This window comes from Actinoplanes sp. OR16, assembly GCF_004001265.1.
Classification (GTDB): Bacteria; Actinomycetota; Actinomycetes; order Mycobacteriales; family Micromonosporaceae; genus Actinoplanes.
The window spans coordinates 4,018,458-4,033,148 of sequence record NZ_AP019371.1 but is presented as its reverse complement, the minus strand read 5'-3'; the positions used below and the strand labels follow the sequence as shown (position 1 = coordinate 4,033,148).

Annotated in this window: 12 protein-coding genes; 3 read left to right on the top strand and 9 right to left on the bottom strand. The window is 70.5% G+C overall.

Features of this window, described 5'->3' with window-relative positions:
• Positions 1-37: 37 nt before the first annotated feature.
• The 7 genes from yvcK to rsgA form a co-directional block, all read right to left on the bottom strand.
• A complete protein-coding gene (gene yvcK, locus EP757_RS18675; protein WP_127547763.1) occupies positions 38-1,036 on the bottom strand; it encodes a uridine diphosphate-N-acetylglucosamine-binding protein YvcK in 999 nt (332 codons plus the stop codon).
• Positions 1,033-1,962 (bottom strand): RNase adapter RapZ, encoded by a 930-nt coding sequence (rapZ, locus tag EP757_RS18670; RefSeq protein WP_127547761.1) that lies wholly within the window; start codon positions 1,960-1,962, stop codon positions 1,033-1,035. The genes yvcK and rapZ overlap by 4 nt, the downstream gene beginning before the upstream one ends.
• A 65-nt stretch (positions 1,963-2,027) precedes the next feature.
• Positions 2,028-4,028 (bottom strand): excinuclease ABC subunit UvrC, encoded by a 2,001-nt coding sequence (gene uvrC / locus EP757_RS18665; protein ID WP_127547759.1) that lies wholly within the window; start codon positions 4,026-4,028, stop codon positions 2,028-2,030.
• A 99-nt stretch (positions 4,029-4,127) separates the two neighbouring features.
• The gene (locus tag EP757_RS18660; RefSeq protein ID WP_127547757.1) at positions 4,128-4,664 is read right to left on the bottom strand and encodes a Rieske (2Fe-2S) protein; all 537 of its coding nucleotides are present in this window, start codon (positions 4,662-4,664) and stop codon (positions 4,128-4,130) included.
• Positions 4,665-4,835: 171 nt separating this feature from the next.
• Entirely contained in the window at positions 4,836-7,775 is a 2,940-nt protein-coding gene (gene uvrA, locus EP757_RS18655; RefSeq protein WP_127547755.1) for an excinuclease ABC subunit UvrA, read from the bottom strand.
• Positions 7,776-7,885: 110 nt separating this feature from the next.
• Entirely contained in the window at positions 7,886-9,667 is a 1,782-nt protein-coding gene (locus tag EP757_RS18650; RefSeq protein WP_174262414.1) for a hypothetical protein, read from the bottom strand.
• Positions 9,668-9,702: 35 nt separating this feature from the next.
• A complete protein-coding gene (gene rsgA, locus EP757_RS18645; protein ID WP_127547753.1) occupies positions 9,703-10,722 on the bottom strand; it encodes a ribosome small subunit-dependent GTPase A in 1,020 nt (339 codons plus the stop codon).
• Positions 10,723-10,895: 173 nt separating this feature from the next.
• Between rsgA and EP757_RS18640 the strand changes: the two genes are divergently transcribed.
• Together EP757_RS18640 and EP757_RS18635 are read left to right on the top strand one after the other, a co-directional pair.
• Complete coding sequence (locus EP757_RS18640) at positions 10,896-11,597, top strand: maleylpyruvate isomerase family mycothiol-dependent enzyme (protein WP_127547751.1); 702 nt, start codon at positions 10,896-10,898, stop codon at positions 11,595-11,597.
• A gap of 15 nt (positions 11,598-11,612) precedes the next feature.
• On the top strand, positions 11,613-12,215 hold the full coding sequence (locus EP757_RS18635) for an MBL fold metallo-hydrolase (protein WP_127547749.1): 603 nt from the start codon (positions 11,613-11,615) through the stop codon (positions 12,213-12,215).
• Between the two features lie 51 nt (positions 12,216-12,266).
• On the opposite strand, the gene EP757_RS18630 is transcribed toward EP757_RS18635, so the two are convergent.
• The gene (locus tag EP757_RS18630; RefSeq protein ID WP_146002944.1) at positions 12,267-12,962 is read right to left on the bottom strand and encodes a hypothetical protein; all 696 of its coding nucleotides are present in this window, start codon (positions 12,960-12,962) and stop codon (positions 12,267-12,269) included.
• A 14-nt stretch (positions 12,963-12,976) separates the two neighbouring features.
• Entirely contained in the window at positions 12,977-13,486 is a 510-nt protein-coding gene (locus tag EP757_RS18625; RefSeq protein ID WP_127547745.1) for a SigE family RNA polymerase sigma factor, read from the bottom strand.
• Between the two features lie 166 nt (positions 13,487-13,652).
• On the opposite strand from EP757_RS18625, the gene EP757_RS18620 reads away from it, so the two are divergent.
• The gene (locus tag EP757_RS18620; RefSeq protein ID WP_127547743.1) at positions 13,653-14,477 is read left to right on the top strand and encodes a hypothetical protein; all 825 of its coding nucleotides are present in this window, start codon (positions 13,653-13,655) and stop codon (positions 14,475-14,477) included.
• Positions 14,478-14,691 lie beyond the last annotated feature (214 nt).

Below are 14,691 nucleotides of genomic sequence, written 5' to 3'. Positions count from 1 at the left end.
CGGATCTTGAACATTGTGTGCCGAGCTACGCCAGTAACTAACGAGCGGCGCCCAATACTGGCACCAGTGCAACGCCCAACGACTCAGGATCATGCCGTGGGCTGCCGTCCGCAACGGCGACGGGTGCCAATACCAGCTCCGCGCCCAGCTCCTGAGCGGCTGCCCGCACCGGTTCCGGCTCGCCCGCCCACTTGGCGTCGGCGAGCACCGTGTCCACCCGGAGCTCCGGGAGGTACCACTGCAGCGCCGCCAGGTGGTCGGCCGTGGAGAGCCCGGACGTCTCCTTGTCGGCGCTCAGGTTGAGCGTGACCAGCCGGCGGGCCGGGCTCGCCACGATCGCCGCGGCCAGCTCCGGCACCAGGAGATGCGGTAGCACGCTGGTGTACCAGCTGCCCGGTCCGAAGATCAACCAGTCGGCGGCACGAACCGCTTCGATCGCCTCGGGACAGGTCGGCGGGTTCTCCGGCACCAGCCGCAGGGCGGTCACCCTCCCGTCGGCGACCGCAACCGAGTGCTGCCCGCGTACGAGAAGGGATCGGCCTGAATGATCCTCTATGTCGGCTTCGATGCCCACGGCGTGCAGCGCCATCGGCAGCACCCGCCCCCGGGCGCCCACCATCGCCGCCGCGTGGTCCAGCGCCACCACCGGGTCGCCGAGCATCTCGATCAGCCCGAGCAGCAGCAGGTTGCCGACCGCATGCCCGGCCAGGCTGTCCTTGGACCGGTCGGCCCGGCGCTCCCCCACCGACCGGACCACCGCCATCTCGGCGAACCGGTGCTGCATCAGGCTCGCGGTCCGGCGGGTCGTCGGGTCGTCCGCGGCCAGCGCGGCGAGGGCCTGCCGCAGGTCGCCCGGAGGCAGCAACGCGTCGCGTTCGGCCCGCAGCCGACCGCTGGAACCGCCGTCGTCACCCACCGTCACTATCGCGGTGATGTCCAGTTCGAGCTCGCGGGAGCAGTGCCGCAGGGCACGCAGCGACGCGCTCAGGCCGTGCCCGCCGCCGAAGGCGACCACCCGGATCGGTGCCGCCGTCACTCGCGCCCCAGGTCACGGTGGGAGGTATGCGCGGAGAGCCGCATCCCGCCCAGCCTCGCGGTGAGCTCCTCGGCGATCGCGACACTGCGGTGCTTGCCGCCGGTGCAGCCGATCGCGACGGTCAGGTAGCGCTTGCCCTCGCGCTCGAAGCCCGGCGCGGTCGCCGCGATCAGGCCGGCGTAGGTGCCGACGAACTCGGACGCACCCTCCTGACCGAGGACATAGCCGCTCACACCCTCCTCCAGGCCGGTGTGCTCACGCAGCTCCGGCACCCAGAACGGGTTCGGCAGGAAGCGGGCGTCGAGCACGTAGTCGGCGTCCGGCGGCAGGCCGTACTTGAAGCCGAAGGAGAGCACGGTGATCCGCAGCCGCCGCGAGTCGTCGCCGCTGAACAGCTCCTCGACCCGGCGGCGCAGCTGGTTCACGTTCAGATGGCTGGTGTCGATGATCACATCGGCCTGGTCGCGCGCCTCCTCGAGCAGCTTGCGCTCGGCCGCGATCCCGTCGGCCAGCCGCCCGTCGCCCTGCAGCGGGTGCGAGCGCCGCACCGACTCGAAGCGCCGGATCAGCACCTCGTCGTCGGCGTCCACGAACACCACGCGCGGCGTGAAACCACGCTCCTTGAGCGCGCGGACCCCGCCGGCCAGGTCGGTGGAGAACGCCCGGCTGCGCACGTCGAGCACCATGGCGGTGCGCCGGGCCGCGCCACCGGCGGCGAACGCCAGCTCGGCCATCTCCAGCATCAGTGCCTGCGGCAGGTTGTCGACCACGTAGAAGCCGACGTTCTCCAGGGCGCGGGCCACAGTGCTGCGCCCACCGCCGGAGAGCCCGGTCACCACCACCAGGTCGGTGCCGGCCTCATCGGGCTCCACTACCTCGTCCACGCACGCCTCCCGCGCCGGTCCAAGATCTTCGTCCGCTCGCATCCTTGCGCGCGGACACAACATCCTAGGCCGACGGTGACTCCGTAGACCGCCGGACAGCCTGTCCGCTAACTGTCCGGGTTCAGAGCGGCCAGCACCGTCTCAGCGGTCCGCCGCCCGATCCCCGGCACCTCGGTGATCTCTTCCGGAGTCGCCGCCGCCAGCCGCTTCAGCGAGCCGAAATGCCGCAGCAGCGCCTTGCGCCGGACCTCACCGAGACCAGCGATGTCGTCGAGCGCGGACGCCGTCATCCGCTTCGATCGGCGCTGCCGGTGGAAGGTGATCGCGAACCGGTGCGCCTCGTCCCGCACGCGCTGCAAGAGATAAAGAGCCTCCGACGTACGAGGAAGGATCACCGGGAAGTCGTCACCCGGAACCCACACCTCCTCCAGCCGTTTCGCCAGGCCGCACAGCGCCACGTCGGTGATGCCCAGCTCGGAGAAGACCGCGGCCACGGCGTTGACCTGCGGCTGTCCGCCGTCCACCACGACGAGCTGAGGCGGATAGGCGAAGCGGCGCGGCTTGCCGGTCAGCGGATCGATGCCCGGCAGCTCCGCGGCCGGCGGGCCTGCCACCTCAAGATCCGCGGCGGGCGGCTCGTAGCCGTGCAACCGGTCGTCCGCGGCGTCGTCGGCCAGGTCGGACTCCGGGAGGTCGCGCGGCCCGTCGGCGCCCTCCTGCGCCTTGAACCGCGCGAACCGCCGCCGCATCACCTCGCTCATCGCGGAGAGGTCGTCGGTGGCGCCCCGGACGGCGAACTTGCGGTATTCACTCTTGCGGGCCAGGCCGTCCTCGAAGACGACCATCGAGGCGACCACGTCGGTGCCCTGGATCTGCGACACGTCGAAGCACTCGATGCGCAGCGGCGCGGAATCCAGCCCGAGCGCCTCGGCGATCTCCTCGAGAGCCTTGTTGCGGGTGGTGAGGTCACCGGCCCGGCGCAGCTTGTGCCGCTGCAGCGACTCGGCGGCGTTGCGGGCCACCGTCTCGGCCAGCGCCTTCTTGTCGCCGCGCTGCGCGACCCGCAGGCTGACCCGGCTGCCACGGCGCTGGCTGAGCCAGTCGGCGAGCGCGTCGGCGTCGTCGGGCAGGGCCGGGACCAGCAGCTCGCGGGGGACGTCGGCCTCACCGGACTCGTCACCGTACATCTGGGTGCAGAAGTGGTGGACCAGGTCGCCGGTGGTCAGATCCTCGACCTTCTCCACCACCCAGCCGCGCTGGCCCCGGACCCGGCCGTCGCGCACGTGGAAGACCTGCACCGCCGCCTCGAGGGGGTCCTCGGCGAACGCGACCACGTCGGCGTCGGTGCCGTCGCCGAGCACCACCGTCTGCTTCTCCATGGCCCGGCGCAGGGCCGCGATGTCGTCGCGCAGCCGGGCCGCCCGCTCGAACTCCAGCTCCTCGGAGGCCTGGAGCATCTCGCGCTCCAGCCGTTTCACGAACGCGTCGGTGCGGCCGGCCATGAAATCGCAGAAGTCGTCGACGATGGCGCGGTGCTGCTCGGCGTCGACCTGGCCGACGCAGGGCGCCGAGCACTTGCCGATGTAGCCCAGCAGGCAGGGGCGGCCGATCTGGCCGTGCCGCTTGAAGACGCCGGACGAGCAGGTGCGCGCCGGGAAGACCCGGAGCAGCAGGTCGAGCGTCTCGCGGATGGCCCAGGCGTGCGAATAGGGGCCGAAGTAGCGCACGCCCTTGCGTTTCGCCCCGCGCATCACCTGGAGGCGGGGGAACTCCTCGTTGAGGGTGACGGCCAAGAACGGGTACGACTTGTCGTCCCGATATTTGACGTTGAAGCGGGGATCGAACTCCTTGATCCAGGAGAACTCCAGCTGCAGCGCCTCGACCTCGGTCCCGACGGTGACCCAGTCCACACTGCCCGCCGTGGTGACCATCTGCTGGGTGCGCGCGTGCAGCGACCACACGTCGGCGAAGTAGGAGTTGAGCCTGTTGCGCAGGCTTTTCGCCTTGCCGACGTAGATCACCCGGCCGGACGGGTCACGGAAGCGGTAGACCCCCGGAGCGTCCGGGATGGTACCTGGAGCGGGACGATATGTGGACGGGTCTGGCACAACCCCAACGATAGTGCCTGGGACTGACAGAATTGCCCGACCGGAGGTCCGGTGCCGCCGCCACGGCGCCGGATCTCCGGCCTGGACGCGCTGTGCGGGTCAGGCCGCGATCACGATGTTGTCGCCGTCCAGCTCCACCTTGGTCTCGGCGAGCGGCTGCTGCGCCGGCCCGGAGGTGGGCGCGCCGTCCTTGACCGAGAAGAAGCTGTTGTGACAGCGGCAGATGATCTGCCCGTCCTTGATCTCGCTGACCTCGCAGCCCTGGTGCGTGCAGACCTTGCTGAACGCCTTGTAGGTGCCCTCGGTCGGCTGCGTCACGACCAGCTTGTCGGTGATCAGGCCACCGCCGACCGTCACGTCGGCCGCCGCGGCCACGACCTCGCCGCCGCCGGAGTCGCCGCCGCTGTCGCCGCTGTCGCCGCTGCCGGCCGCCGTGCTGCCGGCCGGCACCGGGTCGCTGTCGAAGTCGGTGCCGTTCGGGTTGGTGCCACTGCTCGAGGTGCCGCAGGCCGCCAGAACCGCGGTCGCGCCGATCGCTCCGGCGCCGACCAGGATGCAGCGCCGCGTCGAGGTCCCGCCGGTGCTCCCGCACTGGTGCTGGGTCTCGGCCTCGGTCCTCGTCTGCACGTCGGTCATGTGTTGCCCTCCAGTACTGGTTTCCGCTCGGCAATCACGCGGAGTCGCCCCTAGGTACGCGGCCGGGCAGTTGATCAGTTCACCGTTTCCGCCGGAATCATGCCCGCTGGCCGCCCGGCCGAGGTTAGTTTCCCGACCGGGCAGCATCGCTATGAGCGGTCTAAGAAATTCCTAAACAGTCGCCTTCGCCCGGGTTTTGCGGGCCGCGGGAGCGGCGTTCGCCTTCGCCGCCCGGCTGGTCGCCGCCTTGGACCCGGCGGCCTCGCCGTCGAGGCCGAGCACGTGCCGCAGGAACTGCCCGGTGTGGCTCTCCGGCACCTCGGCGAGCTCCTCGGGCGTACCGGCAGCGAGCACCAGACCGCCCTTGCTGCCGCCTTCCGGACCCATGTCGATCAGCCAGTCCGCCGTCTTGATGACGTCCAGGTTGTGCTCGATGGTGATCACCGTGTTGCCCTTGTCGACCAGGCCGTTCAGCACGATGAGCAGCTTGCGGATGTCTTCGAAGTGCAGACCGGTGGTCGGCTCGTCGAGGACGTAGACGGTCCGGCCGGTCGACCGCTTCTGCAGCTCCGAGGCGAGCTTCACACGCTGCGCCTCACCACCGGAGAGGGTGGTCGCCGGCTGGCCGAGGCGGACGTAGCCCAGGCCGACGTCGACCAGGGTGCGCAGGTGCCGGTGGATCGACGGGAGCGCCGCGAAGAAGTCGGCGGCCTCCTCGATCGGCATCTCCAGCACCTCGGAGATGGTCTTCCCCTTGTAGTGCACCTCGAGGGTCTCCCGGTTGTACCGAGCGCCCTTGCACACCTCGCACGGGACGTAGACGTCCGGCAGGAAGTTCATCTCGATCTTGATGGTGCCGTCACCGGAGCAGTTCTCGCAGCGGCCGCCCTTGACGTTGAAGGAGAAGCGGCCGGGACCGTAACCCCTGACCTTCGCCTCGGCGGTCTCCGCGAAGAGCTTGCGCACGTGGTCGAAGACACCGGTGTAGGTGGCCGGGTTGGACCGCGGGGTCCGCCCGATCGGCGACTGGTCGACGCCGACCACCTTGTCGACGTTCTCCAGGCCGGTGACCTTCGTGTGCCGGCCGGGAACCTGCCGCGCGCGGTTGATCTGGTTCGCCATCACGGTGTGCAGGATGTCGTTGACCAGCGTCGACTTACCCGAGCCGCTGACCCCGGTCACCGCGATGAACTGGCCGAGCGGGAACGGGACGGTCAGGTTGCGCAGGTTGTGCTCGCGGGCGCCGTGCACCACGACCTCGCGGCCCGGCGTCTGCGGCCGGCGGCCGGCCGGGATCGGGATCGACTTGCGGCCGGACAGGTAGGCGCCGGTCGGCGACTCAGCGTTCTTCAGCAGGCCGTCGACGGTGCCGCTGTGCACGATGTGGCCGCCGTGCTCACCGGCGCCGGGCCCGATGTCGACGATCCAGTCGGCGGTGCGGATGGTGTCCTCGTCGTGCTCCACCACGATCAGCGTGTTGCCGAGGTCGCGGAGCCGGACCAGCGTCTCGATGAGCCGGTGGTTGTCACGCTGGTGCAGGCCGATCGACGGCTCGTCCAGCACGTAGAGGACGCCGACCAGGCCGGACCCGATCTGGGTCGCGAGCCGGATGCGCTGCGCCTCACCACCGGAGAGGGTGCCGGCTCCGCGGTCCAGCGACAGGTAGTCGAGGCCGACGTCGACCAGGAAGCGCAGCCGGGCGTTGATCTCCTTGAGCACCCGCTCGGCGATCATCTTCTGCCGGTCGTCGAGCTCGATGCCGGCGAGCAGCTCGGCGCACTCGCCGACGGACAGGTTGCAGACCTCGGCGATGCTCTTGCCGGCCACGGTCACCGCGAGCACCTCGGGCTTGAGGCGGGCGCCGCCGCAGACCTTGCAGGGCACGTCGCGCATGTACCCCTCGTACTTCTCGCGCGACCAGTCGCTCTCGGTGTCGTTGTGCCGCCGCTCGATCCACTGCACCACGCCCTCGAAGCCGGTGTAGTAGGAGCGCTCCCGCCCGTACTTGTTGCGGTAGCGGACGTGGACCTGGTCCTCCGCGCCGTGCAGGATCGTCTTCTGCACGCGGCTGGGCAGGGCCCGCCACGGCGTGTCGAGCGAGAAGCTCTCGGCGGACGCGAGCGCCTCCAGCAGGCGGAGGAAGTATTCCTGGGTGGTGCCGCCGGCCCACGGCTGGATCGCGCCGGACCGGAGGGTGGCCTCCTCGTCCGGGATGATCAGCTCGGGGTCGACCTCCTTCTTGGTGCCGAGGCCGGTGCACTCGGGACAGGCGCCGTAGGGCGCGTTGAAGGAGAAGACCCGGGGCTCGAGGTCCTCGATCGCCAGCGGGTGGTCGTTCGGGCAGGCGAGGTGCTCGGAGAAGCGCCGCTCCCGCTCCGGGTCGTCCTCCGGCAGGTCGACGAAGTCGAGCAGGACGATGCCGCCGGCCAGGCCGAGCGCCGCCTCCACCGAGTCGGTGAGCCGCTGCTTGCTGGACGCCTTCACGCTGAGCCGGTCGACCACCACCTCGATGGTGTGCTTCTCCTGCTTCTTCAGCTTCGGCGGCTCGGTGAGCGGGTGCACCACGCCGTTGACCCGGGCCCGGGCATAGCCCTTGGCCTGGAGCTCGGCGAAGAGGTCGACGTATTCGCCCTTGCGGCCGCGGACCACCGGTGCCAGGACCATGAACCGGGTGCCCTCGTCCATGGCGAGGACCCGGTCGACGATCTGCTGCGGGGTCTGCTTGCTGATCCGCTCACCGCAGACCGGGCAGTGCGGGATGCCGGTGCGGGCGAAGAGCAGGCGCAGATAGTCGTAGACCTCGGTGATGGTGCCGACGGTCGAGCGCGGGTTGCGGTTCGTCGACTTCTGGTCGATCGAGACGGCCGGTGAGAGGCCCTCGATGAAGTCGACGTCGGGCTTGTCCATCTGCCCGAGGAACTGCCGCGCATATGACGAGAGGGACTCGACGTAACGCCGCTGGCCCTCCGCGAAGATCGTGTCGAACGCGAGGCTGGACTTGCCGGAACCGGAGAGGCCAGTGAAGACGATCATGGCATCGCGGGGCAGGTCCAGGTTGACGTCACGCAAGTTGTGCTCGCGTGCGCCGCGGATGGTGAGTCGGTCGGCCACTGCCAGCCTCTCCGTACAGGTGTTTGAAGTCAGCCAGCCACTCTAGCCGCGGGGTACGACATTTTCTGGCGACCCAGGTTCAGCGCGTGGCAGATGGCGAACATTCCCGGTCATCCCTTCGGGGGAACCGGGAGGCTTCGCACGTCCCAGATCTCCACACCGCCGACCGACTCCGGCTCGCCGAGCGCGTCGACCAGCACCGCACGCTGCGCTTCCGGGTTGCGCCCGCCGGGAATCAGCACCACCACCGCCGCCCGCCAGTAGACCAGATCCGCGGTGATCCTGGCCCGGTCGGCGTCGGTCAACTGCGGCACCCGGCCGTACTCCCGGACCTCCCAGAGCAGATCGGACGTGAACCGGCGTGGCGCGTTCCACGATCCGGTGTCGTCCAGCGGCGGGTTCACCGGGCCCATGAAGTAGCCGCGCGGCGTCGCGTAGTCGAGGTTCATGAGCGTGGCCCAGCGCATCCCGACCCGGCCGGTGGTGACCTCCGGCAGCGGCACGGTGACCAGGGTGCGGTCGTCGGCGACGTACTCCTTGTAGATCCCCTGAGTGAGGAACGGCGGGAGAGGCTGGCCCTCGACGACCGGCAGGGGCTTGGGGATCAGCGGCACGAGCGCGAGGGTCATGCCCACCCAGAAGATCCGATTGTCCCGGACCTTGTCCGCGGCCAGCGCCAGCAGAACTCCGGCGACCGTCGCCGGAACCATCGCGAACCTCGTCACACTGACCAGGTCGATGATCGGCACGTGGCTGATCAGGCCGAACGGCAGCGGGATCCCGGTGTCGTGGCCGAAGACCTTCAGCACCGGCCCGAACGACATGAGCAGCAGCACCAGCCCGGCGATCGCGGCGGCCCGGGCCGCGGCCGAGCGCCACAGCATCACCACCGACACCACGATCATGACGAACCCGAACGGGCCGAAGAACGTGTTGTCCTCGGTCGCGCTCACGCTCATCTCCCGGGTCAGGGCGGCGTTGCCGGCCACCGACTGGCGGGCGAACCCGATCAGCGAGGCGAGGTCGGTGACGTACATGTCCGGCGAGAACGGCTGGCCGTGGTAGTTGCCGGGGGCGAAGAACTGGTACCAGAGCGGGTACGCCAGCAGCACCCCGGCGGTCGCCGCGGCCACGCCGAGCCCGGCCAGGAAGCGCCGCCAGACGTCCCGCACCACGTCCCGCCGCATGAGCCCGTAGGCCAGCACGAACACCCCGAGCGTGAGCGCCGTGAAGAGCAGCGTCTCCTCGTTGATGAAGCACTGCAGCACGATCAGCAGCCCGAGGATGATCCCGCCGCGCACCGCCCGGCCCGGCTCCCGCAGGCGCAGCACCTGCCAGACGATGAACGGCACGACGTACTGGTTCACGAAGTTCACGTGCCCGTTCGCGTGCGACACCATGGTCGGCGCGAAGCCGCAGAAGGCGCCGCCGATCGCCGCCGCGAGCCGGCTCTCCACCAGGTGCCGGGAGAGCACCCAGTACCAGGCGTAGGCGGTGCCGGCGAGACCCAGCGTCAGCAGCAGGGCCACCGAGACGCCCGGGCCGAAGAAGTGGGTGATCGGGGCGAGCGGCAGGCTGAGCGCCAGGATCGACGTGTTCGCCATCATGTTCACGCCGACCGGCGCGTTCAGCCGGTCGGTGAAGAACGGGTACGCGCCGTCGAACACCACGCGTTCGGCGTGCGCCAGCACGAAGAGGAAGACCCCGTGGTCGTCGTCGTTGCTGGCCAGCACCCGGCCGTTCGGATCGATCCAGAGCTGGATCATCACGAGGACGGCCAGAAGCAGGAAACCGGCCGGAACCAGGACATCGGCCCGCCGGATCCTGCTCCCCGGCGGGGTCTTCTCCGCCGTGACCACCGGTTCCTCGATCACTTCTTCTGCCGCACGCACCGGCCGAATTCTGCCAGCCCTTTATTCCGTACGGGTCACCGCGCCCTGCGAGCAAGCCGAGCGGAACGACGGCCGCTCTCCACCGCCACCTCATGACGCAGCTTCCGATAGCTGGCGAGCCGGCGTGCCGTGATCTCACCCGCGGCGAGGGCCGCCTGCACCTCGCACCCCGGCTCGGACTCGTGGTCGCAGTCGTCGAAGCGGCAGCGAGCGGCGAGCTCGGTGACGTCGGCGAACGCGCGGTCCAGGCCGGCGGCGGTGTCCAGGAGACCCACGCCTCTGATGCCGGGTGTGTCGATCACCGCACCTCCGCCGGGGAGCGTGACCATGTTCCGGTACGCCGTGGTGTGCCGGCCCTTGCCGTCGGCGTCCCGGATCGCCTGCACCGGCATGACCGCCGTGCCGGCCAGCGCGTTCACCAGGGTGGACTTGCCGGCCCCGGATCGGCCCAGCAGGGCCAGCGTGCGGCCGGGTGTCACGTGTTCCCGCAGCTCGGCCAGGCCCTGCCCGGTCCGGGTGCTGAGCGGGATCACCCGGACACCCGGGGCCAGCTCGGCCAGCTGGCGGGCCATCGCGGCCGGGTCGGGGGTGGTGTCGCACTTGGTCAGGACCAGCAGCGGCGTGGCGCCGGACTCCCAGGCCAGGGCGAGCAGGCGCTCGACCCGGGCGTCGTCCGGCTCGGGGTGGATCGGCTCGGTCACCGCGACGGTGTCCATGTTGGCGGCGAGGACCTGGCCGGACGAGTCCTTGTCGGCGGTCCGGCGGATCAGAGTGGTACGCCGGGGCAGCACGAGTTCGAGGGTGGTGCGCCGATCCGGCCACTGGCGCAGCACCACCCAGTCGCCGGAGCAGGGCAGCCGGGCCGGGTCGCGGGAGGCGTCGAGCAGGACGCCGCCACCGAGGCTCGCCCGGCTCACGCCGCTCCCGGTGATGACGGTGCAGATGCCGCGGTCGGCGCGCAGGACCCGGCCGGGAAGCGCGTCGGAACGGTCGAATGGCCGGTACGCGGATACGAAGGTGTCGTCCCAGCCCAGCTGGGACAGGTCGTACGACATGGGAATCCTTACGGTTGTGGGGAACGTCCAGTGGCCCCCGGGTGAGAAGACGCGACGTAGGGGAACAGCACCTTGCTCACCTCCTCCGCTGGGATTCGATCGATCTACGCGGCTGACGACGACGGTACGGCGACCGTGACCGGGACGAAAGCGAATTCCGATAGGGTCGGTCCGTGACCATGGATCCGCTGGTGCTGATGACCGACGTGGAGCAGTCCACCGAGGCGCTGCTTCGTGAGGCGGAGGGCTGGGACCCGTCGGTGGTCGCCGAGCCGTCCGGACTGCCGGGGTGGACGGTCGGGCACGTCCTGACCCACCTCGCCCGCAACGCCGAGGCCTATACGAACCTGCTGGTCTGGGCGCGGACCGGGGTGGAGACCCCGGCGTACGCGAACCCGGCCGCCCGCGAGGAGGGCATCGAGGCCGGGTGCCGCCGCCCGCTCGCCGAGCAGCTCGGCGATCTGCGGGCCGCGCACGACCGGTTCGCCGACGCGGCCGCCGCGATGCCCGCCGCGGCCTGGGCCGCCCACTTGCCACCGATCGGCCAGTCCGCCGCCGGCGTGCCGTGGGCCCGGCTGCGCGAGGTGGAGGTGCACCGCGTCGACCTGGACCGGGGCTATACACCGGCCGACTGGACGGACGCGTTCGCGCTACGACTGCTCCGGGAGATCGTCGCGGCGGCGCCGGAGGGCTCACCCGCCCTCACCCTGCGACCGCTCGGCCTGGAGCACCCGCTGCAGCTCGGCGAGGGCGACGGCCCGGCGGTCAGCGGCCCGACCAAGTCGCTCGCCGCCTGGCTGGCCGGCCGGGCCGGCGGCGCCGACCTCACCGTCTCGCCCGACGGCGAACTCCCGCTGATCCCCCGATGGAAATAGGCCTGCGAGGTGGAAATGAGCACTGCGACCGATCTCGGCGACGGCCTGCTGATGACGAAGGTCTCGGTCGGCCCGATGGACAACAACGCCTACCTGCTGCAGTCCGGCGGTGAGCAGCTGCTGATCGACGCGGCGAACGAGCCGGGGACGCTCCTCGACCTGGTCGGCGCGCGTGGCCTGCGAGCGGTGGTGACCACCCACCGGCACCAGGACCACTGGATCGCGCTGGAGGAGGTCGTGCTGGCCACCGGGGCGGAGTCGCTCGCACACACCGACGACGCCGAGGGCATCCCGATCGTCACCCGCACGCTCACCGACGGCGACATCGTCGAGGTCGGCGACCACTCCCTCGAAGTGATCCACATCGTGGGGCACACGCCGGGCTCGATCGTGCTGGCCTACCGGAACCACCTCTTCACCGGCGACAGCCTCTTCCCGGGCGGCGTGGGGAACACCCGCGGTGTCAAGGAGAACTTCGCGTCGCTGATCGGCGACGTGGAGCGCAAGCTGTTCGGCCGGTTCGGCGACGACACCGTCTTCTACCCCGGCCACGGCAAGGACTCGACGCTCGGGGCCGAGCGCCCGCAGCTCGCCGAGTGGCGTGCGCGCGGCTGGTAGATATGGGTGAGGGAGACCGGGGCACCTCAACTGCTCCGGTCTCCCCCTCGTCTATCCGACGCTCTTCGTGGCGTTCTCGTTGACGTGGATGCCCGCGGCGAACTCGAGCACCTGCTTCTCGCCCCAGCCCAGGTCGTCCCAGACCTGGATCACCAGGTAACCGCGGTCCGGCACCTGGAGGAACAGGGTGGAGCCGTCGGTCTGGTCGAGCATCTTCGTCAGCACGCCCGGGTTGCCGCCCACCTCGACCTTCTTGCCGCCCAGATCGGCCGGGGCCCCGGTGTCCTGGAGCATCACGGCGATCTTGCCGACGAAGCTGTGCGGGTCGCTGTTCGCGGCGTCGCCGGGGCCGGTCGACGGGTCGGCGAGCGGCCCCTCGGGCGCCAGCACCAGGCCGCCCTCATCGGAGCCCTGGAGGACCCAGCCCTCCGGCACCCGGTCGATCTCGAAGGCGTCCGGCTGCTCACCCTCGTACGCGACGAGCTTGGTGGGAACGAGCGTGCTCACCGCCGGGGCGGGCCCCTCCGCGAGTGGCGTGGTGGTGCTCGACGCCGGGGCGCCGGTGGTGGCGAACGCCACTGCCGCGGCCACGGCGGCGACGGCGAACGCGGAGGCGCCGCCGGTCTGGAAGAGGCGCCGCCGGCGCAGGGCCCGGCGTCCGCGGGCCAGGTCGGCCTCGATCTGCTCGGGCGTCGGTGCGGCGCCGGGACCGGCGATCCGCTCCAGCCCGTCGTACAGGTTCATCATCACGATTCTCCAGGTCAGCGCAGTGCTAGGGACGGGTTATCGCCGATGACCGCTCGCAGCCGGTCGAGGGCGCGGGCGGTCTGGCTCTTCACCGTGCCCTCGGAACAGCCGAGGGCGTCGGCGGTGTCGGCGACGTCGAGGTCGTAGAAGTAGCGGAACACCAGAGCCGCTCGCATCCGTGGTGGCAGCTCCTTCAGGGCCGCGCGCAGCCCCTCCGAGATCTCCCCGCCGGGAATCTCCGCGGCCGCCCGCTCGGGCAGCTCGGCCACTGTCCGTTCCCGCCGCCGCCACCAGCGCCGCCGTTCGTCGGTCAGCGCGTTGACCAGCGTCCGCCGGACGTACCCGTCCGGGTTGTCGGCTCGCTGGACCGCCGGCCAGGCCACGTAGAGCTTGGTCAGCGTGGACTGGACCAGGTCCTCGGCCAGATGGGCGTCGCCCGCCGTGAGCAGAGTCGCCGTGCGCACCAGGCCGGCACGCCGGGTCACCACGAATCGGTGGAATTGCTCATCACGCTCGTTCTTCACACGAGCCCCTCCTTCGCTCTCACGCCTCCCTGACGACTCCCGTCTCGCTCGGGTTGCATGAAGCCGTGGAGTCTCCCGAGTATCCGGCGTTCCCCCGTTACCGGCCGGCCGGGCGCAACGGGTAGGTTGCTGCGTTGCACACAGTCCGCAATGCAAGGAGCGCCCGGTGACCGTCGCTGAAGCCGCGCCCCTCTCGTTCGTCCGCCGGCTGCACCCGGAGACGCTCCGCTGGCTGGGCGGCGCGGCCGGTGCGCTGGCACTGCACGCGTCGCTGCGGGCGCTGAACGCGCTCGTCCTGATCCTTTACGGTCAGTACGACCTGCCCGCGCTGCCGGTGGCGACCTGGCTCTCCGGCCTGGCCGCCGCGGTGACGCTCTACACGTTCGGCTCCTACCTGCGGGACAGGATGACCGGGGTGCTGCTGGCCGGGCTCTGGTCGGTCGTACCTGTCATCTCCGGTCATCACGCGTCGCTGTTCACCGCCCTGGCCGCGGGTTCGCTGCTCGCCGCGCTCCGGAAGAACTGGCTGACCGCCGGCGTGCTCTGCCTGCTGGCCGGTCTCACCCTGCCGACCGGCGCCGCGCTGACCCTCGTCGTGGTCCCGGTCGCCGTGATCGCGCTGGTCCGCGATCCGCGGGAGTGGCGGCCCTGGGTCGCCACCGTTCTGGCGCTGGCCGGCCTGGCCGGCGGTCTCCCGCAGCTGGGCACGGGCCGGCTCACCGTGGAGACCGGCCTCCTCCTGCTGCTGGCCGTCGCGTTGCTCGTCGTCGCGGCCGGCGAGCGTCTGCCCAGGCCCCTTCTCGTGTACGCCGGCGGCGTCGTGCTGATCGCGCTCGCGGCACGGCAGGCCCAGGCCCTGATCCCAGCTTTCCCGCTGCTGCTCCCGATCGTCTACGCGATCCGCCGCAGCCACAACCGGGTGGTGCCGTTCGCCGTCGTCGGCGCGCTGACCGTGGCGTCAGCCGTGCTGAGCGTCCACCTGACGGCTTAACCAGGCCTTAAACGCTGATCTGTCCATCCTTCGAGACGACCTTGTGCCAGACGTTCGGGCGATACCCACCGGGGTCGTCCGCCCGGAGATCAACTACCTTCGGACCCACCTCGCATTAGTTCAGGGTTTGAGCAAATTTCGCATGTCACTGTTGGGCCCGCTGATCATCTCGGCATCCCCCTCTCAAAGCCGGAAACGGAGTACCAGCAGTGAA